Annotated in this window: 21 protein-coding genes; 3 read left to right on the top strand and 18 right to left on the bottom strand. The window is 73.2% G+C overall.

Annotation, left to right across the window (positions count from 1 at the left end):
• Positions 1 to 70: 70 nt before the first annotated feature.
• The 18 genes from rplS to ftsY form a co-directional block, all read right to left on the bottom strand.
• The gene (gene rplS, locus ACGF4F_RS06890) at positions 71 to 430 is read right to left on the bottom strand and encodes a 50S ribosomal protein L19 (RefSeq protein ID WP_357433696.1); all 360 of its coding nucleotides are present in this window, start codon (positions 428 to 430) and stop codon (positions 71 to 73) included.
• Between the two features lie 143 nt (positions 431 to 573).
• Entirely contained in the window at positions 574 to 1,350 is a 777-nt protein-coding gene (gene trmD / locus ACGF4F_RS06885) for a tRNA (guanosine(37)-N1)-methyltransferase TrmD (protein ID WP_357433698.1), read from the bottom strand.
• A gap of 15 nt (positions 1,351 to 1,365) precedes the next feature.
• Positions 1,366 to 1,908 (bottom strand): ribosome maturation factor RimM, encoded by a 543-nt coding sequence (gene rimM, locus ACGF4F_RS06880; protein ID WP_357433700.1) that lies wholly within the window; start codon positions 1,906 to 1,908, stop codon positions 1,366 to 1,368.
• Positions 1,908 to 2,168, bottom strand: coding sequence for an RNA-binding protein (locus tag ACGF4F_RS06875; RefSeq protein WP_172967834.1), 261 nt, complete (start codon positions 2,166 to 2,168; stop codon positions 1,908 to 1,910). Before ACGF4F_RS06875 ends, rimM begins: the two co-directional genes overlap by 1 nt.
• A complete protein-coding gene (rpsP, locus tag ACGF4F_RS06870) occupies positions 2,143 to 2,592 on the bottom strand; it encodes a 30S ribosomal protein S16 (protein WP_357433703.1) in 450 nt (149 codons plus the stop codon). Before rpsP ends, ACGF4F_RS06875 begins: the two co-directional genes overlap by 26 nt.
• Positions 2,593 to 2,829: 237 nt before the next feature.
• Positions 2,830 to 3,450: a DUF402 domain-containing protein gene (locus ACGF4F_RS06865; protein ID WP_357433705.1), complete on the bottom strand. Its 621-nt coding sequence runs from the start codon at positions 3,448 to 3,450 to the stop codon at positions 2,830 to 2,832.
• A 49-nt stretch (positions 3,451 to 3,499) separates the two neighbouring features.
• The gene (proS, locus tag ACGF4F_RS06860) at positions 3,500 to 4,906 is read right to left on the bottom strand and encodes a proline--tRNA ligase (RefSeq protein ID WP_393075557.1); all 1,407 of its coding nucleotides are present in this window, start codon (positions 4,904 to 4,906) and stop codon (positions 3,500 to 3,502) included.
• A gap of 186 nt (positions 4,907 to 5,092) precedes the next feature.
• On the bottom strand, positions 5,093 to 6,172 hold the full coding sequence (locus ACGF4F_RS06855) for an amidohydrolase family protein (protein WP_357433709.1): 1,080 nt from the start codon (positions 6,170 to 6,172) through the stop codon (positions 5,093 to 5,095).
• Between the two features lie 128 nt (positions 6,173 to 6,300).
• Positions 6,301 to 7,854: a signal recognition particle protein gene (ffh, locus tag ACGF4F_RS06850; protein WP_357433711.1), complete on the bottom strand. Its 1,554-nt coding sequence runs from the start codon at positions 7,852 to 7,854 to the stop codon at positions 6,301 to 6,303.
• 199 nt (positions 7,855 to 8,053) lie between these two features.
• Positions 8,054 to 8,710, bottom strand: coding sequence for a response regulator (locus ACGF4F_RS06845; RefSeq protein ID WP_387274363.1), 657 nt, complete (start codon positions 8,708 to 8,710; stop codon positions 8,054 to 8,056).
• Complete coding sequence (locus ACGF4F_RS06840) at positions 8,707 to 9,834, bottom strand: sensor histidine kinase (RefSeq protein ID WP_393075552.1); 1,128 nt, start codon at positions 9,832 to 9,834, stop codon at positions 8,707 to 8,709. The genes ACGF4F_RS06845 and ACGF4F_RS06840 overlap by 4 nt, the downstream gene beginning before the upstream one ends.
• 20 nt (positions 9,835 to 9,854) lie before the next feature.
• Positions 9,855 to 10,676: an ABC transporter permease subunit gene (locus ACGF4F_RS06835; RefSeq protein ID WP_357433717.1), complete on the bottom strand. Its 822-nt coding sequence runs from the start codon at positions 10,674 to 10,676 to the stop codon at positions 9,855 to 9,857.
• Positions 10,666 to 11,568 carry an ABC transporter ATP-binding protein gene (locus ACGF4F_RS06830; RefSeq protein ID WP_357433719.1) on the bottom strand — a complete coding sequence of 301 codons (903 nt, stop codon included), beginning with the start codon at positions 11,566 to 11,568 and terminating at the stop codon, positions 10,666 to 10,668. The genes ACGF4F_RS06835 and ACGF4F_RS06830 overlap by 11 nt, the downstream gene beginning before the upstream one ends.
• A gap of 82 nt (positions 11,569 to 11,650) precedes the next feature.
• Positions 11,651 to 14,029 (bottom strand): [protein-PII] uridylyltransferase, encoded by a 2,379-nt coding sequence (locus tag ACGF4F_RS06825; protein WP_393075548.1) that lies wholly within the window; start codon positions 14,027 to 14,029, stop codon positions 11,651 to 11,653.
• A 10-nt stretch (positions 14,030 to 14,039) separates the two neighbouring features.
• Positions 14,040 to 14,378: a P-II family nitrogen regulator gene (locus ACGF4F_RS06820; protein ID WP_198940156.1), complete on the bottom strand. Its 339-nt coding sequence runs from the start codon at positions 14,376 to 14,378 to the stop codon at positions 14,040 to 14,042.
• Between the two features lie 25 nt (positions 14,379 to 14,403).
• Positions 14,404 to 15,705, bottom strand: coding sequence for an ammonium transporter (locus ACGF4F_RS06815; protein WP_393075628.1), 1,302 nt, complete (start codon positions 15,703 to 15,705; stop codon positions 14,404 to 14,406).
• A 291-nt stretch (positions 15,706 to 15,996) separates the two neighbouring features.
• Entirely contained in the window at positions 15,997 to 16,857 is an 861-nt protein-coding gene (locus ACGF4F_RS06810) for a phosphotransferase (RefSeq protein WP_393075545.1), read from the bottom strand.
• Positions 16,858 to 16,867: 10 nt separating this feature from the next.
• Entirely contained in the window at positions 16,868 to 18,067 is a 1,200-nt protein-coding gene (gene ftsY, locus ACGF4F_RS06805) for a signal recognition particle-docking protein FtsY (protein ID WP_357433727.1), read from the bottom strand.
• Between the two features lie 145 nt (positions 18,068 to 18,212).
• Here ftsY and ACGF4F_RS06800 point away from each other — a divergent pair, with 145 nt between their 5' ends.
• The 3 genes from ACGF4F_RS06800 (at position 18,213) to ACGF4F_RS06790 (ending at position 22,111) form a co-directional block, all read left to right on the top strand.
• Positions 18,213 to 19,925 carry an alkaline phosphatase D family protein gene (locus tag ACGF4F_RS06800; protein ID WP_357433729.1) on the top strand — a complete coding sequence of 571 codons (1,713 nt, stop codon included), beginning with the start codon at positions 18,213 to 18,215 and terminating at the stop codon, positions 19,923 to 19,925.
• Positions 19,926 to 19,938: 13 nt separating this feature from the next.
• Positions 19,939 to 20,376: a MarR family winged helix-turn-helix transcriptional regulator gene (locus ACGF4F_RS06795; RefSeq protein WP_241825026.1), complete on the top strand. Its 438-nt coding sequence runs from the start codon at positions 19,939 to 19,941 to the stop codon at positions 20,374 to 20,376.
• A gap of 115 nt (positions 20,377 to 20,491) precedes the next feature.
• Positions 20,492 to 22,111 carry an MDR family MFS transporter gene (locus ACGF4F_RS06790; protein WP_393075540.1) on the top strand — a complete coding sequence of 540 codons (1,620 nt, stop codon included), beginning with the start codon at positions 20,492 to 20,494 and terminating at the stop codon, positions 22,109 to 22,111.
• Positions 22,112 to 22,156 lie beyond the last annotated feature (45 nt).

Below are 22,156 nucleotides of genomic sequence, written 5' to 3'. Positions count from 1 at the left end.
GTACGACCAGGGTAATGCGCTCCGGTCGATACCACATACGGGCAGGTCAGGCGGCGTGGCGCAAGGAAATTCAGCTCGCCGGCTGCTTCTCGCGCAGCTCCTTGATCTTGGCCTTCTTGCCGCGCAGCTCACGCAGGTAGTAGAGCTTGGCGCGCCGCACGTCACCGCGGGTCACGACCTCGATCCGGTCGATCGCCGGGCTGTTGACCGGGTAGGTCCGCTCGACACCCACGCCGAAGCTGACCTTGCGGACCGAGAAGGTCTCGCGCAGGCCGTCACCCTGGCGGCGGATGACGACGCCCTGGAAGATCTGGACCCGGGACCGGTTGCCCTCGACAACCCGCGCGTGCACCTTGACGGTGTCACCGGCACGGAAGTCGGGGATGTCAACGCGCTTCGACTGGGCGTCAAGGGCGTCCAGGATGTTCATCGCTGCGTCCTCGTGAGGCTCACGGCGCACCGTCAGTCGATGCGCGAATGGGTGATTCTGACCCCCGGGTGGTGGCCGGCGACGCCGACCCCGGTCGAGGGTCCTCGCAACCGCCCACGGCGTGGACGGATGCGGCAACCCCCCTACTTTGCCACATCCCCCGGCGACAGCTGAAATCCGCCCCGGTCCAACGCCGCCCGGTCCCGCTTGTCCAGGCTCTCCGGGGGCAGCGTGGCGATCATGTCGGGGCGGCGGGCCGCCGTACGCAGCAGCGACTCGTCGCGCCGCCAGCGGGCGATCTTCCCGTGGTCGCCGGAGCGCAGCACCTCGGGCACCTCGTGCCCGCGCCAGGTCGCCGGCTTGGTGTACATCGGCGCCTCCAGCAGCCCGTGGGCGTGCGACTCCTCGTCCAGCGAGCCGGCGTTGCCGAGCACCCCGGGCAGCAGCCGGGTGACCGCCTCCAGGATCACCAGCACCGCCACCTCGCCGCCGAAGAGCACGTAGTCGCCGAGGGAGACCTCGGTCACCCGCATCCGGGTCGCCGCGTGGTCGAGCACCCGCTGGTCGATGCCCTCGTACCGGCCGCAGGCGAAGAGCAGGTGCGGCTCGGCGGCCAGCTCGTGCGCCATCGCCTGGGTGAACCGGACGCCGGCCGGGGAGGGCACCAGCAGCCGGGGCTCCGGTTCGCCGCCGGCGGGGACGAGAGCGTCCAGCGCCTCACCCCACGGCTCCGGCCGCATCACCATGCCGGGCCCGCCGCCGTAGGGCGTGTCGTCGACCGTGCGGTGCACGTCGTGGGTCCAGGCCCGCAGATCGTGTACGGCCAGCCGCAGGCTGCCGTTCGCCCGCGCCTTGCCGATCAGCGACAGGTCGAGCGGGGCGAAATATTCCGGGAAGATCGACACGATGTCGACGCGCATGACGGCTGGCTCCAGCTACAGGTCGAGCAGGCCGCCGGGCGGGTCGACGACGACGCGACCGCCGGCGAGGTCCACCTCGGGCACGATCGCCTTGACGAACGGGATCAGCGCGGTCCGCCCCTCGGGGCGCCGCAGCACCAGCAGGTCGGAGGCGGGAGCGTGGTCGATCCGGGCCACCTCGCCCAGCCGCTCGCCCTGCCGGGTGACCACCGCGAGGCCGACGAGCTGGTGGTCGTGGAACTCCTCCGGGTCCTCCGGCGGAGCGACGTCGGCGCTGTCCACGCCGACCAGGGTGCCGCGCAGCGCCTCGGCGACGTTGCGGTCCGGCACGCCCTCGAAGGCGACCAGCAGCCGACCCTGGTGCCAGCGCGCCGACTCGACGGTCAACTCGGCCGGCACCCGGTAGGCCCCGGGCTCCGCGGGCGCGACCGCCCCGGAGTCGGTGCGCAGCACCGTCCCCGGGGCGAACCGTGCTTCGGGCTCATCGGTCCGCACCTCCACGGTGACCTCACCGCGGATCCCGTGCGGCTTGCCGACCCTGCCGACGATGAGAAGCATCAGTACGAGTCGACGATGTCGACGCGCACCCCGCGCCCACCGATGGAGCCGATCACCTGGCGCAGCGCCTTGGCGGTCCGACCGGACCGCCCGATCACCGTGCCGAGGTCCTCCGGGTGCACGCGGACCTCGAGCCGCTTACCCCGACGGGAATCGACCATCCGCACCCGGACGTCGTCCGGGTGGTCGACGATCCCCTTGACCAGGTGCTCCAGGGCGGGACGCAGCGCCATGTCAGGCCTGCTCGCCGGACTCTGCACCGGTCTGCTCCTCGGCCTGCGGCGCCTCGGCCGGGGCCTGCGCCTTGGCGGCCTTCTTGGCCGGCGCCGGGGTCTCGGCCACGCCGGCGGCGGCCTTCGCCTCGGCCTCGTACGCCGCCTTGCGGTCGGCCCGCTCCGGGGCGACCTTCAGCGGCGCCGGGGCCGGCAGGCCCTTGAACTTCTGCCAGTCACCGGTCAGCTCCAGCAGGCGCTGCACCGCCTCGCTCGGCTGCGCGCCGACGGACAGCCAGTACTGGACCCGCTCCGACTTGACCTCGATCACCGAAGGGTCCTCCTTCGGCTGGTACACACCGACGAACTCGATCGCGCGACCGTCACGCTTGGTGCGCGAGTCGGCGACGACGATGCGGTACTGCGGGTTGCGGATCTTACCCATCCGCAGGAGCCGGATCTTTACGGCCACAGTTGTTTCGCTCCTGTTGCGATCTCACCGGCCCGTACGGGCGGTGTGCGGGTGAGCGCCGACCGGCACAGTGGGGTTGGGCCGGAGGCTGCTCGGTGGACTGGCGGCGCGCCCGGGTTAGAGGGCGCCGGACGCGCGCCGGATACCAGCGAACCATTCTGCCAGATCCGGCCCCGATCTCTCACACCGGACCCGGACTGGTCACCCGCGTCGACTCCAGCGTGACGCACGACACGCTCAACGCACCGGCGGCCGGTCCCAGCCCGGCGGCAGCCCGTCCGGTACGTCCCATGCGACCGGCGGGGTGAAATCGCACCAGGTGCCGTCGAACGGGAACTCGCCCGACTCGGCGATCCGGATCACCCGCTCCCCCTCGGCCCGGACCGCCTTCTCGTCGGGCACCCAGTAGTCGTCCGGGAAGGCGAGGCGCTCGACGAACTCCTCCTCGTCCTTCCACTCCCAGCGGAGATCCGGGTGCACCACCACGTCGAGGTCCTGGTCCGTCATGTCGACCCCGGCCACCGCGCCGTCGTCCCAGCGGACGGCGGGCTCCTCCAGGTTGACGTACCAGTTCTTGAACCGGCCCCGGTCGTCGCGGAACCACCACACCGAATGGGCGGCACCGGTGGGCAGGAACTTCAGCACCGGCGGCCCGTTCCAGCGGCCCTGGGCGAGCCGGTACGACGAGGTGATCCACTCGGCGAACGGCATGGCCCGCATGCCCAGCCCCGCCTCGGTCACCTCGTTCGCCACCGGCGCGCCCCGGGCGATCCAGAGCAGCAGCCCCCGGTCGTCGTCGCGGACCACCCGGGCCGAGCGGACCCAACCGATCCGCCCGTGCCGCACGTTGCGGTGCATGATCAGCCGACCCGGCGCGAACCGGCCGACCGAGCCGCCCGGGCGCACCTCAGTAGGCGCGGGCGAGGACGGCGATCAGATCCGGCTCGTCCTCGGAGTCCGGCACCGAGCCGTCGGCCCGCAGCAGGCACCGGACGGTGACGCCCTGCGCGTTCGCGTCGGCCTCGCCCTGGACGCCGACCGCCGACCACGGCACCCGGGCCCAGCCGGTAGCCGCCGCCTCGATCGCCTCGGCGAGGGTGGCGACGTCGGTGGTGCGGGACTGCCGGAAGGCCAACGCCTGGTCGTGCAGCGACTGCTGGTCGGCCTCCAGCGCGGCGAGGACCGCGCCGACCACGTCGGCCACCGGCGTCGCGGCCTTCGAGCCGTCCGTACGCCGGACCACCACCGCGTTGCCGGCGGCCAGGTCACGGGGGCCGACCTCGACGCGGACCGGGTAGCCACGCAGCTCGGCGTCAACGGCCCGGCGGCCGAAGGCGGTGTCGGTCCGGTCGTCCAGCGCGACCCGGACACCGGCGTCGCGCAGCGCGTCGCGGAGCTTGGCCGCCGCCTCGGCCACGCCCTCGCCGTCCTTGACGATCATCACGTACGCCTGGACCGGCGCCAGCTTCGGCGGCACCCGCAGGCCGTTGTCGTCCCCGTGGCACATGATCAGGCCGCCGAGCATCCGGGTCGAGGTGCCCCAGGAGGTCGTCCAGGCGTGCTCCCGGCCACCCTCGGCCGAGGAGAAGCTGATGTCGAACGCCCGAGCGAAGTTCTGGCCCAGCTCGTGACTGGTGCCCAGCTGGAGCGCCTTCCCGTCACCCATCATGCCTTCGCAGGTGTAGGTGGCGGTCGCGCCGGCGAAGCGCTCGCGGGCGGTCTTCAGGCCGACCACCACCGGGATGCCGAGCACGTTGACCATCAGGTCCTCGTACGCCTCGTGCAGGATCCGCCGGGCGTAGGCGCGGGCGTCCTCACGGGTGGCGTGCGCGGTGTGCCCCTCCTGCCAGAGGAACTCGCTGGTACGCAGGAAGATCCGCGGGCGCAGCTCCCAGCGGACCACGTTCGCCCACTGGTTGAGCAGCAGCGGCAGGTCCCGGTACGAGTCGATCCACTTGGCCATGAACTCGCCGATCACCGTCTCGCTGGTGGGACGGACCACCACCGGCTCGGCGAGCTGCTTGCCCCCACCGTGGGTGACCACGGCCAGCTCCGGCGAGAAGCCCTCGACGTGCTCGGCCTCGCGCTTGAGGTAGCTCTCCGGGATGAAGAGCGGGAAGTAGGCGTTCTCCGCGCCGGCCGCCTTGATCCGGGCGTCCATCTCCGCCTGCATCCGCTCCCAGATGGCGTAGCCCGCCGGTCGGATGACCATGGTGCCCCGCACCGGGCCGTTGTCGGCCAGCTTGGCCTTGGCGATCAGGTCCTGGTACCAGCGGGGGAAATCCTCCGCACGGGGAGTGAGCACGCGTGCCATGAGCGCACATCCTATGCGCCGGGTGCGCCGCCGCAGCGCCCGGGAGGCCGCCCGCGCCGTGTCGCGTCGCCCCGAGCCCAGCGCCCCGCGCGAAATCCACACAGATTCCCGGAAAGAGTGCCCTTCCGCACCGGACTGAGCACTCTTCCCGGACAGACGCGGTCAGCCAGGCGGCAGGGGACGGGGTCAGCGCAGCACGCGGCCGCGCAGGACGATGCGGGACGGGGTGCGGACCACCCGGAGGTCGCGGCGCGGGTCCTCGGGATAGACGACCAGGTCGGCGAGGCCGCCCTCGACCAGGCCGGGGAAGCCGAGCCACTCGCGGGCGCGCCAGGACGCGGCGGCGAGGACGTCCTCGGTGGACATGCCGGCCCGCTCGTGCAGCAGCAACATCTCCTCGGCGGCCAGCCCGTGGTCGATGCCCCCGCCCGCGTCGGTGCCGACGTAGATCGGCACGCCCGCCTCGTACGCGGCCCGGACCACCTCGGGGAAGCGGTCGCGCAGGGCGAGCATGTGGTCGGCGTACCCAGGGAACCTGGGGCGGGCCTGGTCGGCGATGCCACCGAAGGTCTGAATGTTGATCATCGTGGGGACCAGCGCGGTGCCCTGACGGGCCATCAGGTCGATCAAATCCAGGCTGAGCCCGGTGCCGTGCTCCACCGAGTCCACCCCGGCCCGCACCATGATCTCCACGGCCGACTCGGAGAAGGTGTGCACCGCGGCGCGTGCCCCGGCGGCGTGCGCGGCGGCGACGGCGGCCGTCATGGTGTCCGCGTCCCAGGCCGGGGCCAGGTCACCGACGCCCCGGTCGATCCAGTCCCCGACCAGCTTGACCCAGCCGTTGCCGGCGGCGGCCTGCGCCGCCACCGTCGCGGCCACCTCGGCCGCGCCGACCTCCACCCCGATGTCCCGCAGGTAGCGCTTCGGCGGTGCGACGTGCCGGCCGGCGCGGGCCAGCCGCGGCAGCTCCGGGTCGTCGTCGAGTTCCGGGTAGGGGTACGGCGAGCCGGCGTCCCGGATGGCCAGCACCCCGGCGTCCCGGTCGGTACGCGCCAGCTCTCGGGCCTGGTCAAGCGCGGTGATCGGGGCGCCGCCCCGGGCGATGCCGATGTGGCAGTGGGCGTCGGTCAGGCCGGGAAGCACGAAGCCGCCGTCGGCGACGGTCTCCGCGCCGGGCACCGGTTCGAAGGTGACGCGGTCGCCGACCAGCCACACGTCCCGGACCTCGTCGTCGGGCAGGAGCACACCGCGCACATGCAGAGCCATGTGCACAGTCCTACCCGATCACTCCCCGTCCCGGGCGAGCAGGTCGCCCCGCCCGGTGGTGCGGGCGGGCACGACGACGGCCCCGCCACCACGGGGTGACGGGGCCGTCGGAGGTCGGCGACGCGCGGTCAGCGAGGGTTCTTGTCCCCGCCCTTGCCGAGCTTGTTGAAGTCGATCTTCGGGAGCTTGAAGCCCGGCGGCAGGCCCTGGCCACCGGCCAGGTCCCCCGGGTCCAGGCCCGGCGGGAGCTGCGGCATGCCGCCCGGGAAGCCGCCCGGCAGGCCGGCGCCGGTACGCGGCCGGCCGCCGCCCTTGGTGCCCTTGCGCTTGTTCTTCGGCGACTTGGTCGCCTTGCGCCGGCCGCCTCCGGGCAGGCCCATCATGCCGCCCATCTGCTTCATCATCTTCTGCGCGTCGGCGAAGCGGTTGAGCAGCTGGTTGACGTCCATCACGGTGACCCCGGAGCCGTTGGCGATCCGGGCGCGCCGGGAGCCGTTGATGATCTTCGGGTTGGTGCGCTCGCCGGGGGTCATCGACCGGATGATCGCGGTGACCCGGTCGAAGTGCTTGTCGTCCAGCTCGGCGAGCTGGTCCTTCATCTGCCCCATGCCCGGCATCATGGCCAGCACGTTGGCGATCGGCCCCATCCGCCGGACCGCGATGAGCTGATCGAGGAAGTCCTCCAGGGTGAAGGTCTCGCCGCCCATCAGCTTGGCGGTCATCTTCTCCTTCTGATCGGCGTCGAAGGCCGCCTCGGCCTGCTCGATCAGCGTGAGGACGTCGCCCATGCCGAGGATCCGGCTGGCCATCCGGTCGGGGTGGAAGACGTCGAAGTCCTCCAGCTTCTCGCCGGTGGAGGCGAAGAGGATCGGCTGCCCGGTGACCTCGCGGACGGAGAGCGCGGCACCACCGCGGGCGTCGCCGTCGAGCTTGGAGAGGACCACGCCGCTGATGCCGACACCGTCACGGAACGCCTCGGCGGTGCGGACCGCGTCCTGACCGACCATGGCGTCGATGACGAAGATGACCTCGTCGGGCTGGACCGCGTCCCGGATGTCGGCGGCCTGCTGCATCATCTCGGCGTCGATACCGAGCCGGCCGGCGGTGTCGACGATGACGATGTCCCGGGCGGCCCGCTTGGCGTGCTCGATCGAGTCGCGCGCCACCTGCACCGGGTCGCCGACGCCGTTGCCGGGCGCCGGGGCGTACACCTCGACGCCGGCCCGGCCGCCGAGCACCTGGAGCTGCCCGACGGCGTTGGGGCGCTGGAGGTCGGCGGCGACCAGCAGCGGCTGGTGGCCCTGGGCCTTGAGCCAGCGGGCCAGCTTGCCGGCGAGGGTGGTCTTACCGGAACCCTGGAGACCGGCCAGCATGATCACGGTCGGCGGCTGCTTGGCGAACTGGAGCCGGCGCCCCTCGCCACCGAGGACGTTGATCAGCTCCTCGTTGACGATCTTGATGATCTGCTGGGCCGGGTTGAGCGCCTGGGAGACCTCGGCGCCCCGGGCCCGCTCCTTGACGTTCGCGATGAACCCCTTGACCACCGGCAGGGCGACGTCGGCCTCCAGCAGCGCCATGCGGATCTCGCGCGCGGTGGCGTCGATGTCGGCGTCGGTGAGCCGTCCCTTGCCGCGGAGCTTGGTGAAGATCCCGGACAGGCGGTCACTCAAGGTGTCAAACACACGAACATCCCGTTTGTCGTCTTCGGCGGGCACGATCAGCCAGCGCGCACAAGGCCGGCTACCCGCAAGGGTAACGGTCCCGCCTCCCCACTGCTTCCCGCCAGCCGACCCCCGCGCGAGATCACGCTGGTCCGGGCCGCAGCTCCGCCCGCCCCACGGTGGCCACCGTGGTCCTGCCGGCGCCGAACCCGCCGGACGATCACGAGGCGATCAGCCCCGACTGGTACGCGAAGACCACCAGCTGGGCCCGGTCCCGGGCGCCCAGCTTGACCATGGCCCGGCTCACGTGGGTACGCGCGGTGGCCGGGCTCACCACCAGCCGCTCGGCGATCTCGGCGTTGCTCAGCCCCTCGCCGACCAGCCCCACCACCTCCCGTTCCCGGTCGGTGAGGGTGTCCAGCCGCGGGTGCGGCCGAGGCACCCGGGCCGGCCGGGTGGCGAACTCCCGGACCACCCGCCGGGTCACCGACGGGGACAGCAGCGCCTCGCCCTCGGCGACCAGCCGGATCGCCCGGAGCAGCTCGGCCGGGCGGGTGTCCTTGGTCAGGAAGCCGCTGGCCCCGTGCCGGAGCGCGTCGAAGACGTACTCGTCCAGCTCGAAGGTGGTCAGGACGACCACCCGGGTGCCGGCCAGCCCGGGGTCGGCGACGATGCGTCGGGTCGCCTCGATGCCGTCCACGCCGGGCATCCGGACGTCCATCAGCACCACGTCGGGGCGCTCCCGGCGGGCCAGCTCGACGGCGGCGAGCCCGTCGGCGGCCTCCCCGACCACCGCGAGGTCGTCCTCGCTCTCCACCAGGGCACGCAGCCCGATCCGGACCAGATCCTGATCGTCCGCGAGCAACACCGTGATCATGTGGCCTCCTCCACCGGCAGTGTCGCGTACACCCGGAAGCCGCCGGTGGAGGCGGGGCCGGCGGTGAACGACCCACCCAGCGCGGTGACGCGCTCCCGCATGCCGGCCAGGCCGTAGCCGGCGGTCCGGCCCGGCGGCGCGGCGGCGCCCCGGCCGGTGTCGGTCACCTCCACGGTGACCTCGGTGGGCGCGTACCGGAGGCGGACGATGGCGGTGGCCGGGCCGGCGTGGCGCAGCACATTGGTCAGCGCCTCCTGCACCACCCGGTACGCGGCCAGGTCCACCGCCACCGGCAACGCGCGGGGCTCCCCGTCGACCTCGACGGTCACCGGCACCCCGGCGCCGGCGAGCCGCTCGCGCAACTGCGGGAGCTGGGCCAGCCCGGGGGCCGGCGCCCGCTCGTCGACCGGCTCGTCGCGCCGCACGACGGTGAGGGTGACCCGCAGCTCGTCCAGCGCCTCCTTGCTGGTGCGGCTGATCGCGGTCAACGCCGCCTCGGCCTGCTCCGGCCGCTTGGCCAGCAGGTGCAGCGCGATCTCCGCCTGCATGTGGATGGCGGCGAGGCCGTGCCCGACCACGTCGTGCACCTCCCGGGCCACCCGCAGCCGTTCGGCGTCGGCCAGCCGGCGGGCGTCGTCCACCCGGTTGCGGGCCGCGCTCTCCCGGCCCAGCCGCACCGTGGTGCCCACCGCGAACGGCACGACCACCCAGGCGGCAGCGGGCATCAGGCCGAGCAGGCCGAGTGACCGGACGCCCACGAAGACGTGGAGCAGCAGCACGGCCAGGGCGAGGCCGCAGGCCACCGCCGCGGGCCGCACCGGCCGGTACGCGGCCACCGTGTAAACCGCGACGAGGAAAGAGAGCAGGATGGGCCCGTACGGGTAGCCGAGCACCAGGTACGCCGTGGTCGCCGCGGTGACCACGGCCAGGGTGGCCAGCGGCCAGCGCCGCCGAACGGCCAGGGCGAGCGCGGCCACCACGACCAGCGGGTACGTCGCCCGGCCGGTGCCCACTCCCTGGTTGAGGCCGGCCGGCGCGGTGCCAAACAGGCCGATGACGAGCAGGGCCAGGGCGACCAGGGCGTCGAAGACGCCGTCGCCCCAGCCGCTCCGGTTCCGGTCCACGCCGTCCCTCCCCGCCGGCCTCAGCCGATGTCCCGCCGGCGCAGCAGCGCCCCGCCGATCGCCGCGAAGGCGACCAGGTACGCCGCGACCACGAGGGCCGCCTGCCCGCCCCCGACCGTCGCCGCGACGCCGGGGGTGTCGCCGGGCGAGCCCAGCGCCGCGGCCAGCGACCCGGCGTTCGGGCCGGGCAGCCCCTTCTGCACCTGCGCCACCCAGTCGAGCAGCGGCGCGGCGATCGCGGCGAGCAGGTTCTGCACGGCGAGCATCCACACCAGCCCCAGACCGACCGGGAGCGCCACCGCCCGCAGGGCGACGGCGAGCACGGCACCGAGCATGGCCCACATCGTCGCGATGAGCCACCCCGCGCCGATCCCGGTGAGCAGGTCGCCGGCCGACGGCCAGTGCACCGGCTGCCCCTCGGCGAGCGCGATGAGCACGCTGGCCACCGCCCCGACCGCGAAGACGGCGAGCACCACGGCCAGCGCGGCGGCGGCGAGGGCGAGCAGCTTGCCGGCGTACACCTCCAGCCGGGACGGGCCCTGGGAGAGCACCGTCTTCCAGGTGCCCCAGCCGTACTCGCCGCCGACGGTGAGCACCCCGAGGATCAGCACGATCGAGCCGAGGAAGACCGGCAGGCCGCCGAGCGAGTTACCGACCAGCTGGTCGGGCAGCAGCATGGGCAGGGTCCGGTCGGTGTTCGGCCCGGTCGTCCCGCCGGCGATGCTGGCGTACGGGAAGACGTAGGTGAAGATCAGCGCGAGGACCAGTGTGATGGCCAGCAGCAGCCAGGTCGCCGGGCGGCGGACCAGCTTGATCAGTTCGGCGCGGAAGCTACGCGACATCGGCCGTTCCCTTCTCGATGAGGTCGAAGAAGACCTGCTCCAGGTCCCGTTCGCGGGGGCGCAGCTCGCGCACGGCGAGCCCGGCGCCGACCAGCTCGGTGTTGAGCCAGGCGGCCCGCTCCGGCTCGACGGCGAGCTCCAGCGCGCCGTCGACCACCCGCACCCGCTCGGCGCCGACGAGCGTCCGGACCCGTGCCGCCGCCTCGTCGAGCGGGTCGGCGAGCACCCGCAGCCCGGCCGTGCCGCGCAGCTCGGCGACGCTCCCCTCGGCGATCAGCCGTCCCCGGGAGATCACCCCGACCCGGTCGCAGACCTGCTCGACCTCGCCGAGCAGGTGGCTGGAGACCAGGACGGTGCAGCCGCCCGCGCCGAGCCGGCGGATCAGCGTGCGCATGTCCGCCATGCCGGCCGGGTCGAGGCCGTTGGTCGGCTCGTCGAGGATCAGCAGGCGCGGGTCCTTGAGCAGGGCGGCGGCGACGCCGAGCCGCTGCTTCATGCCCAACGAGTAGCCGGCGTACCGGTCGCCGGCCCGGTCGGTGAGGTCGACCAGGTCGAGCACGAGCGCCACCCGGTCGGCGCCGACCCCGGCGTAGCGGGCGAGCACCGTCAGGTTGTCCCGCCCGGAGAGGTACGGATAGAAGGCGGGCCCCTCGATCAGCGCCCCGACCCCGGTGAGTCGGCCGGCGCCGGGGGGACGGCCGAGCAGCCGTACCGTGCCGGCGGTGGGGCGGACCAGCCCGAGCAGCATGCGCAGGGTGGTGGTCTTGCCGGCGCCGTTGGGGCCGAGGAAGCCGTACACCTCGCCGGGGTGCACGGTCAGGTGGAGATCGTCGACGGCGGTCAGTGCGCCGTACCGTTTGGTGAGCCCTTCGGTGTGCACTGGCAGGTTCATGCCCCGAGACTGCCGCTTCCCGGGTCGCGCAACGTCGCCCCGCGAGCGGCACCTCACCTACGCCCCGGGACGTAGGCGGCGTCTACACGGCGGCGAGGACGGCGGCCTCGACGCGGTCCCGTTCGGCGTCGGAGGGCCAGCCGCCGACCAGGTAGAACGCGTCCACCACGTCGGCGCCGAGGGTGGAGATCCGGGCCGCCCGGACCTGGGCGCCGGCCTCGTCGAGGGCGCAGCTGACCCGGTAGAGCAGCCCGGCCGCGTCGGCGGCGCGCAGCTCCAGCAGCACCGCGTCGGTGGCCGCCTCGCGGTGCCAGACCACCCGCGGCGCGGCGGCACCCTGGCTGCGGGTGGCCAGGGCCCGGCCGCGCAGCCGCTGGGTGACCGAGACGTCGCCGGCGACCGCGCGGCGCAGGTCGGCGGTGAGCGCGATCGGGTCGGGCGCCAGGCCGTAGCGGGGCTGCACCCGGCACTCGACCAGGGCCCGGCCGTCGACCGTGGAGGCGTCCGCGGAGATCACCTCCAGCCGGTGCAGGGCCAGGCAGCCGGCCACCGTGGCGAGCAGGCCGCGTCGGTCCGCCGCCGCCACCGACACCCGGTCCTCCGCCAGGTGTACGACCGGCAGCGGCCCCGCGACCAGCGCCGGATCCGGGGCGGGCGGCGCCGGCACCACGCCGGTGTCCAGCGCGGTACGCACCCGGGCGACCAGCTCGGCGACGAGCCGCCCCTTCCAGTCGGACCAGGCAGCCGGCCCGGTGGCGGCGGCGTCGGCCCGGACCAGGGCGTGCAGCAGCTCCAGGGTGGTGGTGTCGCCGACCTGCTCGGCGACACCGGCGACGGTCTTCGGGTCGGACAGGTCGCGCCGGGTCGCCACGTCGGGCAGCAGCAGGTGCAGCCGGACCAGTTCGCCGATCAGCGCGGCTTCGGCCGCGGGCAGCCCGATCCGGGCGGCCACCGCCTCGGCCAGCGGCGCCCCGACGATGCTGTGGTCCACGAAGGCGCCGGCCGGCTCAGGCCCGCCGGCCCGCCCAGCGGCACCGTCGCCGGGCAGTCCCTTGCCGATGTCGTGCAGGAGCGCACCGAGCAGCAGCAGGTCGGGGCGGTCCACCTCGCGGGTGTGCCGGCTCGCCTCGTACGCGGTCTGCACCAGGTGCCGGTCGAGGGTGAACCGGTGCACCGGGTTGTGCTGGGGCAGGCTGCGCAGCCGGGTCCACTCGGGCAGCCAGCGGTCGACCAGGCCGTACCGGTCGCAGGTTTCCCAGGCGGGCACCAGGCCGGGACCGGCCCCGAGGAGGGTGATCAGCGCGGCCAGGGCGGCCGGCGGCCAGGGCGCGGGCAGCGGCGGGCAGTACGCGGCGAGCCACTCGCAGGTGGCCCGGGCGATCGGGAGCCGGGTGATGGCCGCGGCGGCGGCGACCCGCAGCGACAGGCTGGGGTCGGGCCGGGCGCCGATGGCGGTGCGGGCGAGCACCAGCTCGCCGTCGTGTTCGACGACGTCCCGGGCGACGGGGCGGCGCACCGGCCGGCCGTCGGTGCCCCGGCGGCGCCCGGAGCGGAGCCGGTCGGCGGCCCGCCAGGCGTCGTCGAGGGCGTGGCTGACGGTCCGGGCGTCCCCGGCGACCCGGCGCAGCAACGCGTCACCGTCGTCCACCACGCCCCCGGCGGTGGCGCCGGACGCGTCGAGCTGGAGTTGCCGCAGCCCGAGCAGCCCGGCGACGCCGTCGCGTTCCTGGGCGACGAGCCGGTCGACCCGGCGGCCGACCTGCTGGTGCAGGGCGTCGCGGGTGTCGAGGAGCCGCCGGTGGGCGGCGTGCACGGCGGGGCGCAGCGCGTCGGTCACGCCGGCGGTCGCGATGGCCCGCAACAGGCCGACGTCGCGCAGCCCGCCGGCGGCCTCCTTCAGGTCGCCCTCGAGGAGGAAGGCCAGCTCGCCGTGGGTCTCCCAGCGGGCGGCGGTGATCTCCCGCAGCCGCGGAAGCTGCCGGACGGCGGTGCGCCGCCAGTGGTCGGCGGCGGTGCGGACGAGCTGGTCGGCGAGGGCCGGATCGCCGGCCACGTGGCGGGCGTCGAGCAGGCCGAGGGCGACCTTGACGTCGTCCTGGGCGACGGAGAGCGCCTCGGCGACGGTCCGGACGGAGTGGTCGAGGCGCAACCCGGCGTCCCAGATCGGATACCAGAGCGAGGCGGCCAGCTCGTCGATGCCGGGCACCCCGGCGTGCAGCAGCACCAGGTCGACGTCCCCGTACGGCGCGCACTGCCGCCGGCCCAGCCCGCCGACGGCGACCAGCGCGATCCCCGCCCGCCGCGGAAACACCGACCGCAACCACCGGTCGATCGCCTCCGCCCGCTGCGCCCGCGCCTGGGCCCCGATCCCCCCGGGTACGCCGACGACCTCGTTGACCAAGGGGTCCGCGTCGCCGTTCCCGGGGTGTCCCGACGCGTTCTCCTTGATCAACGAGGTCATCGAGACATCCTCAGAGGGCGTCCAGGCCGCGCTCGCCCGTGCGGACCCGGACGACCTCCTCGACGCCGGTCACCCAGACCTTGCCGTCGCCGATCTTGCCGGTGCGGGCGGCGCCCACGATGGCGTCGACGATCTTGTCGACCTCCATCTCGTCGGTGAGCACCTCCACCCGGATCTTGGGCAGGAACTCGACCGTGTACTCGGCACCCCGGTAGACCTCGGTGTGCCCCTTCTGCCGGCCGTAGCCCTGGACCTCGCTGACGGTCAGGCCGGCCACGCCGAGGGCGTGCAGGGCCTCCTTCACCGCGTCCAGCTGGTACGGCTTGATGACCGCGGTCACCAGCTTCATGTCCATCCCCTCCATCACAGGAACGTTAACCGGCGACCTTCTCGCTGACCGGCGCGGCGGGCTCGTCCGACTCGTCGGTGGGCCCCGGGCCCGGCTTGGCGGCGCCGATCCCGGCCATCGCGAACGCGCCACCGGCGCTGCCGCCCGTGGTGGGCGACAGGTCGTACCCGCTCTCCGCATGCTCGGCGACGTCGATGCCCTCGACCTCCGCCTCGGCAGACACCCGGAACCCGATCGTCTTGTCGATCACGAAGCCGAGGGCGTAGGCGACCACGAAGGAGTAGACCGTCACGATCAACGCACCCAGCGCCTGCTTGCCGAGCAGGGTGGCGTTGCCCCCGACCAGCAGGCCGTCGCTGGTCACCAGCGAACTCACCGAGGCCGTGCCGAACAGGCCGATCCACAGGCAGCCGATCCACCCGCCGACGAAGTGCACGCCGACCACGTCGAGAGAGTCGTCGTAGCCGAGCCGGTACTTCAGGCCCACCGCGAGGGCGCAGACCGCACCTGCGACGAGGCCCAGCAGCACCGCCGCGGCCGGGGTGATGAAGGCGCACGCCGGGGTGATCGCGACCAGCCCGGCCACCGCGCCGGAGGAGGCCCCGACCAGGGTCGGCTTGCCGTCGCGTACCCACTCCACCACGAGCCAGCCGAGCAGCGCGGCGGCAGTGGCCACCTGGGTGTTGATGAAGGCCAGCGCGGTGACCCCGTCGGCGGTCAACTCGGAGCCGGCGTTGAAGCCGAACCAGCCGAACCAGAGCAGCCCGGCGCCGAGCGCGACCAGCGGGACGTTGTGCGGCTTGGCGCTCTCCCGGGGCCAGCCGACCCGCTTGCCGAGGACCAGCACCAGCGCGAGCGCCGCAGCGCCGGCGTTGATGTGCACGGCCGTGCCGCCGGCGAAGTCGAGCGCGCCGATGTCGCCGCCGATCAGGCCGCCGCCCCACACCATGTGCGCGACCGGGAAGTAGACCAGGGTGGCCCAGCCGAAGGCGAACACCAGCCAGCCGGCGAACTTGGTCCGGTCGGAGAGCGCGCCGCTGATCAGGGCGACGGTGATGACGGCGAACATCATCTGGAAGGCGATGAAGACGTAGAGCGGGATGCCGGTCTCGCCCCACAGGTCGCTCTCGCCGACGAACGTCTTGGTGCCCAGGTACTGCCCCAGGTCGCCGATGAACTTGCCGCCCTCGCCGAAGGCGACGGTGAAGCCGTAGAAAAGCCACAGGATACTGATGAGCCCGATGGACGAGAAGCTCATCATCATCATGTTGAGTACGCCCTTGGACCGGTTCAGGCCGCCGTAGAACAGCGCGAGACCCGGCGTCATGAGCAGCACGAGCGCAGACGACAGGAGCAACCAGGCGGTGTTGCCGGTGTCGATCTCCACGCTGCCTCCTCTCGGTGTGGATGTCCTCCTTCCGACTGAGTCCTGGCAGCGTCGCCCGTCAGCCGGTTGCGCGGAAGCTTGCTCGGCGGCTGTTTCCTGCACCGACACCGCTCGATTTCGGGCGGGTGACGGGTTGTTTCCGGCGTGTGAAGAACGCCGATCATGGCCGGGAAAACGGAAGGAGTGGCCGTTCCGGGGAGGAACCGGCCACTCTTTCCGCGGAATGGGAGGTCAGCGCAGGGCATACTCCAGGGCGTGCCGCTCGTAGTCGAGCAGCCGCAGGTCACGCATAGGGCGCCGGAGGTGCCCCTTGTGCACGATCCGGACGAACGCCGGGTCGCCCGCCGCGGCCATCCGCCGGATGCCCTCGACGTGGTCAACGACCCGCTTGCGGATGGTGCGGACCAGCCGGTGCCGGTCGCGCGGGATCAGCCCGTACGCGTCGGCGAACAGCCGCAGCCGGCGGGGCCGGTCCGGGTGCTTCCAGCCCAGCGTGATCGAGTCCCGGTCGGAGAAGATCGGCACCCAGGTCCAGGCCGCGTACGCCACGTCGTAGATCCGCGCGCCGGGCGAGGCCAGGTCGAAGTCGATCAACCCGAGCGTGCCGTCCGGCCGCCAGATCACGTTGTGCGGGGCGGCGTCGTGGTGGCAGATCACCTCGGTGTCCGGCGGGGGCGGGCCGAACGAGCGCCAGACCGCCCCCGGCGGCGGGTTGAAGCCGTACTGGGCGTCGTGGAACATCCGCAACATGGTCGCCACGGTCACCAGGGCCTCGTCGGTGACCCAGTGCGGGGCCAGCGGATACTCCCCGCACTCCCCCTCCAGGTACGACAGGACCTCCCGGTTCCGCTCGTCCATGCCGAGGGCGCGCGGGGCGCCGGTGAAGCCGACGTACTCCAGGTGCCGCAGCAGGGCGTGCACCGAAGGGGTCCACGGGCCGGCGTTGCGCCGGACCGTGTCGCCCACCCGGACCACGGTGCTCACGTTCCCGCCATGCAGCGGGATCTCCTGTGAAGTCACGTACGGTCTCCCGAGGCGCGGCGACGGGTGGCTGGGGTCGCGCCACCCGGCGTAGGCGCGATCGTCGGTCATCACGTCGAGGCTACGCGTCCCGGGCGAGCGGCTCGGTCCCGAGCAGCGCGTCGACGAACTGCACGGGGTCGAACGGGGCCAGGTCGTCCGGGCCCTCGCCGAGGCCGACCAGCTTGACCGGGATGCCGAGCTTGCGCTGTACGGCGATCACGATGCCGCCCTTGGCGGTCCCGTCGAGCTTGGTCAGCACCACCCCGGTGACGTTCACCACCTCGGTGAAGACCCGGGCCTGCTCCAGGCCGTTCTGGCCGGTGGTGGCGTCGAGCACCAGCAGGGTCTCGTCGATCGGGCCGTGCTTCTCCACCACCCGCTTGACCTTGCCCAGCTCGTCCATCAGGCCGATCTTGTTCTGCAGGCGGCCGGCGGTGTCGATCAGCACGGTGTCGACCTTGGTGTCGATGCCCCGCTTGACCGCGTCGAAGGCGACGCTGGCCGGGTCGGCGGCCTCGGGTCCGCGGACGGTTTCCGCGCCGACCCTGCTGCCCCAGGTCTCCAGCTGGTCGGCGGCGGCGGCCCGGAACGTGTCGGCCGCGCCGAGCAGGACGGTGTGCCCGTCGGCGATCAGCACCCGGGCGATCTTGCCGCAGGTAGTGGTCTTGCCGGCGCCGTTGACCCCGACCACCAGGAGCACCCCGGGCAGGCCCACCTTGGGGTCGGCGTTCAGCGACCGGTCCAGCGTCGGGTCGAGGGCGGTGACCAGCTCGGTGGCGAGCAGCGCGCGCAGCTCCCCGGTGGACCGGGTGCCGAGCACCCGGGTCCGCTCCCGGAGCCGGTCGACGATCTCCCGGGTGGCGTCGATGCCGACGTCGGCGGTGATCAGGCTGTCCTCGATCTCCTCCCAGGCGTCCTCGTCCAGGCGCTCGCGGCTGAGCAGGCCGAGCAGGCCCCGGCCGAAGACGTTCTGCGAGCGGGACAGCCGGGAGCGCAGCCGGACCAGCCGGCCGGCGGTGGGCTCGGGCACCTCGAGCGGCACCTCGACCACCGGCGGCACCTCGACCACCGGTGGCGGCTCGACCAGGACCCCGGTGGACACCTCCGCCTCGGGCGCCTGGACCGGTGGGCCGGCCAGGTCCTCCTCAGCCCGGGTCTCGACCTCCGTCCTCGGCAGCGGCGGCCCGGGGCGCCGGCGCAGCCGGGGCACCACGAGGCTGAGGCCGCCGATGATCAGCACGCCGAGCAGGGCGATGATGACGAGGAGGTATTCCTTCATGCCCGAAATCCTGTCAGATGCCGGCGGCGGCGTCCCACTCACCGCCTCCGCACACGGTCGAGCTGCGGGTACGCTCGCCGCAGCCAGGCGTGCCGAACCCGCCGGCCGGGTAGAACAGGTGAGCTTTTTCCCCTCGGAGGTGCCCGTGCCCAGCTCCCGCCTGCTCATCGGTCCGCTGCTGCGGCGGGTCGTCGGCACGCGGGCGACGGTCTGGGTGGAGACCAGCGCGCCCGCGGTGGTCACGGTCCGCACGGCCGGCGGCGCCACGGGCAGCGCGCCGACCTTCTCGGCGTACGACCACCACTACGCGATCGTGGTGGTGGCGGGGCTGGTCCCGGACAGCGCCACGACCTACGAGGTGCTGATCGACGACGAGGTCGCCTGGCCGGTCCCGGAGAGCCGCTTTCCGCCCAGCGTGATCCGTACCCGGGCCGCGGACGACCGGGACCAGCCAGTGAGCCTGATCTTCGGCTCGTGCCGGGAGACCACCCAGCACGCGACCGCCCGGAAGCTGCCCCCGGACGCGCTGGACGCGTACGCCCGGCGGTTGATGGCCGACCCGGACCCGGCCGCCCGGCCCGACCTGCTGGTGCTCCTCGGCGATCAGGTCTACGCCGACGTCACCTCGCCGACCGTGCGCCGGCTGCTCAGGCGGCGCCGGCGCCGGCCGAAGGGCGCCCCGGCGACCCAGGTGGTGAGCTTCGACGAATACACCAAGCTCTACCTGGAGTCCTGGCGCGACCCGGAGATCCGCTGGCTGCTCTCCACCGTGCCCAGCGTGATGATCTTCGACGACCACGAGGTGATCGACGACTGGAACACCTCGGCCTGGTGGCGGGCGGAGATGCGCGAGCAGCCCTGGTGGGCGGAGCGGATCCGCAGCGGGCTCGCCTCCTACTGGGTCTACCAGCACCTGGGCAACCTGTCCCCGGACGAGATCGCCGCCGACCCGGTGTACGCCAAGGTCACCGCCGCGGAGGACGCCACCGGGGTGCTGCACGAGTTCGGCGACCGGGTGGACAAGGAGGCCGACCTCGCGCACGACACCGAGCGCTGGCGGGCCGTGCAGTACCAGTGGAGCTACGCGCTGGACCTGGGGCGGACCCGGCTGGTCATGCTGGACAACCGCTCCAGCCGGGTGCTGGAGTCGGGCAACCGGGCGATGCTGCCGCCGGGCGAGTGGTCCTGGTTCCTCGACCGGGCGCACGGCGTCTACGACCACCTCGTCGTCGGCGCCTCGCTGCCCTGGCTGCTGCCGCCGGGCATCCATCACGTCGAGACGTGGAACGAGCGGCTCGCCGACTCCCGGCGGCCCTGGGTGGCGTCGCTCTCCGAGCGGATCCGGCGGGCCTGCGACCTGGAGCACTGGGGTGCGTTCCGGCGCTCCTTCGACGCCCTCGCCGAGCTGTTCGCCCGGCTGGGCAGCGGGACCCCCGCCGGGCCCGGGGCGCGGGTCGGCGCCGGGCCGGCGTACGCGCCACCGGCCTCGATCAGCGTGCTCTCCGGGGACGTGCACCACTCGTACGTGGCCCGGGCCCGGTTCGCCGACCGGAGCGTCCGCACCCCGGTGCACCAGCTCACCTGTTCCCCGATCCACAATCAGGTGCCGGCGGGGATGCGCCCGCTGATGCGGCTCGGCTGGCACCCCGGGCCGGCCGGGGCCGCCCGCGCGCTGGCCCGCTCGGCCGGGGTGCCCCGGTCGAGTGTGCGGTGGAAGAAGCTGGCCGGGCCGTACTTCGGCAACGCGGTGGCCACGCTGACCCACCGGGGCCGGTCGGCCGAGGTGGTGATTGAGGGCACCACCAGCGACGGCCACCTCCGTACGGTGGCTCGGCAGCAGCTCAGCGACCAGGCGTGAGTACGCTTCCCCCGTGGAGGATCACCTGCCGGAGACCCTGCGCGCGGTGGAGCACGAGTTGACCGCGCTGCTGCGCCGCGGACGGGCGCTGTCCTGGGAGATCGCCCGGGAGGTCCACCCCAACCTGGAGCCGAACGCGTACGGGCTGCTGCTCTGGCTGCGGCGGTGCGGCTCGATCCGGCTCACCGACCTGGCCGCCCGGCTCGGCATCGGCAAGGGCACGCTCAGCCGGCAGATCCACGGCCTGGAGGGGCTGGGTCTGGTCCGCCGTGACCCGGACCCGACCGACCGGCGGGCGGCTCAGCTCAGCCTCACCGAGGAGGGCACCCGCCGGTTCGACGCGGCGCGGGCGGCCCGACTCGGGCAGATCCGGCGCACGATGGAAAGCTGGCCGAAACAGGACGTCGAGGACTTCGCCCGGCTGATGCACAAGTTCAACGAGACCTTCTGATCCGGGGCTCGCCCAGGAATACCTCCGGTCGTCACCCGGTTGTTGCTTGAGGCAACCAAAGTTCTACGGTTGCCTGAGGCAACCCACCCCCGACCTGCTCCCGGAGGCAATCACGATGACCCAGGCGACAGCGCCCACCCGGGCGACCGCCGGCGACATGACCCACCGGCAGATCCTGGAGGCACTCTCCGGCCTGCTGCTGGGCATGTTCGTCGCGATCCTCTCCTCCACGGTCGTCTCGAACGCGCTGCCGCGGATCATCACCGAGCTGCACGGCGGCCAGTCCGCGTACACCTGGGTCGTCACCTCGACGCTGCTGGCGACCACCGCGACCACCCCGATCTGGGGCAAGCTCGCCGACCTGACCAGCAAGAAGGTCCTGGTCCAGCTCGCCCTCGGCATCTTCGTGCTGGGCTCGGTGCTGGCCGGGCAGTCGCAGACCACCGGCGAGCTCATCGCCTGCCGGGTGCTCCAGGGCGTCGGCGCGGGCGGCCTGACCGCCCTCGCCCAGGTGATCATGGCGACGATGATCGCTCCGCGTGAGCGCGGCCGCTACAGCGGCTACCTCGGCGCCGTGATGGCCCTCGGCACCATCGGCGGCCCGCTCATCGGTGGCGTCATCGTCGACACCGACTGGCTCGGCTGGCGCTGGTGCTTCTACGTCGGCGTGCCGTTCGCCGGGCTCGCCCTGATCGTGCTCCAGAAGACCCTGCACCTGCCCGTGGTGAAGCGCCCGGCGAAGATCGACTGGTGGGGCGCCACCCTGATCACCGCAGCCGTCTCGCTGCTGCTCATCTGGGTCACCCTGGCCGGCGACAAGTACGACTGGATCTCCTGGCAGAGCGCGGCCATGGTGATCGGGGCGGTGCTGCTCGGCGCGCTGGCCATCCGGGTGGAGCAGCGGGCCAGCGAGCCGCTGATCCCGCCGCGCCTGTTCCGCAGCCGCACCATCACCCTGGCCGTGGTCGCCAGCATCGCGGTCGGCGTGGGCATGTTCGGCGCCTCGGTCTTCCTCGGCCAGTACTTCCAGATCAGCCGCGGCCAGAGCCCGACCATGTCCGGCCTGATGACCCTGCCGATGATCGGCGGCCTGCTGGTCGCCTCCACGGTCGTCGGCCGGATCATCACCAACACCGGCCGCTGGAAGCGTTACCTGGTCGCCGGCTCGGTCCTGCTCACCGCCGGCTTCGCCACCATGGGCACGCTGCGCGCAGACACCCCGTACTGGCGGATCGCCATCTTCATGGCGCTGATCGGCCTCGGGCTCGGCATGACCATGCAGAACCTGGTGCTCGCCGTGCAGAACACGGTCGGCACGCACGAACTCGGCGCGGCCAGCTCGGTGGTCGCCTTCTTCCGTAGCCTCGGCGGCGCGATCGGCGTGAGCGCGCTCGGCGCGGTGCTCGGCCACAAGGTCAAGGACTACCTCGCCGAGGGGCTGGCCGGACTCGGCATCAAGGCGTCCAGCTCCGGCAGCGGCGGCACCCTGCCCGACGTGCACGCGCTGCCCGCCCCGATCCGGGCGGTCGTCGAGGCCGCGTACGGACACGGGGCCGGGGACATCTTCCTGGCCGCCGCCCCGTTCGGCCTGATCGCGCTGATCGCGGTCGTCTTCATCAAGGAGGTGCCGCTGCGCCGGCACAACGGCGACGCGATCTCGGCCGAGGTCGAGCGGGAGTCGACCGTCGCCGCCAGCGGCGGGGCCTCGGTGGCCCGGACCGGCATCCAGGAGTGACCCATGAGCGAGCGGAGCGAGCGAATCAGCCAGCTCAGCGCGTCG

Source organism: Micromonospora sp. NPDC047740 (assembly GCF_043204735.1).
Lineage (GTDB): Bacteria > Actinomycetota > Actinomycetes > Mycobacteriales > Micromonosporaceae > Micromonospora.
This window is presented reverse-complemented; position numbering and strand designations above follow the sequence as displayed.

What these genes read in the sequence shown, in the direction of transcription:
- rplS (WP_357433696.1), bottom strand. Translation starts at nt 430, where the DNA reads ATGAACATCCTGGACGCCCTTGACGCCCAGTCGAAGCGCGTTGACATC.
- trmD (WP_357433698.1), bottom strand. Translation starts at nt 1,350, where the DNA reads ATGCGCGTCGACATCGTGTCGATCTTCCCGGAATATTTCGCCCCGCTC.
- rimM (WP_357433700.1), bottom strand. Translation starts at nt 1,908, where the DNA reads ATGCTTCTCATCGTCGGCAGGGTCGGCAAGCCGCACGGGATCCGCGGT.
- ACGF4F_RS06865 (WP_357433705.1), bottom strand. Translation starts at nt 3,450, where the DNA reads ATGCACCGCAACGTGCGGCACGGGCGGATCGGTTGGGTCCGCTCGGCC.
- proS (WP_393075557.1), bottom strand. Translation starts at nt 4,906, where the DNA reads ATGGCACGCGTGCTCACTCCCCGTGCGGAGGATTTCCCCCGCTGGTAC.
- ACGF4F_RS06855 (WP_357433709.1), bottom strand. Translation starts at nt 6,172, where the DNA reads ATGGCTCTGCATGTGCGCGGTGTGCTCCTGCCCGACGACGAGGTCCGG.
- ACGF4F_RS06845 (WP_387274363.1), bottom strand. Translation starts at nt 8,710, where the DNA reads ATGATCACGGTGTTGCTCGCGGACGATCAGGATCTGGTCCGGATCGGG.
- ACGF4F_RS06835 (WP_357433717.1), bottom strand. Translation starts at nt 10,676, where the DNA reads ATGTCGCGTAGCTTCCGCGCCGAACTGATCAAGCTGGTCCGCCGCCCG.
- ACGF4F_RS06830 (WP_357433719.1), bottom strand. Translation starts at nt 11,568, where the DNA reads ATGAACCTGCCAGTGCACACCGAAGGGCTCACCAAACGGTACGGCGCA.
- ACGF4F_RS06825 (WP_393075548.1), bottom strand. Translation starts at nt 14,029, where the DNA reads ATGACCTCGTTGATCAAGGAGAACGCGTCGGGACACCCCGGGAACGGC.
- ACGF4F_RS06820 (WP_198940156.1), bottom strand. Translation starts at nt 14,378, where the DNA reads ATGAAGCTGGTGACCGCGGTCATCAAGCCGTACCAGCTGGACGCGGTG.
- ACGF4F_RS06815 (WP_393075628.1), bottom strand. Translation starts at nt 15,705, where the DNA reads ATGACGCCGGGTCTCGCGCTGTTCTACGGCGGCCTGAACCGGTCCAAG.
- ACGF4F_RS06810 (WP_393075545.1), bottom strand. Translation starts at nt 16,857, where the DNA reads ATGACCGACGATCGCGCCTACGCCGGGTGGCGCGACCCCAGCCACCCG.
- ftsY (WP_357433727.1), bottom strand. Translation starts at nt 18,067, where the DNA reads ATGAAGGAATACCTCCTCGTCATCATCGCCCTGCTCGGCGTGCTGATC.
- ACGF4F_RS06790 (WP_393075540.1), top strand. Translation starts at nt 20,492, where the DNA reads ATGACCCAGGCGACAGCGCCCACCCGGGCGACCGCCGGCGACATGACC.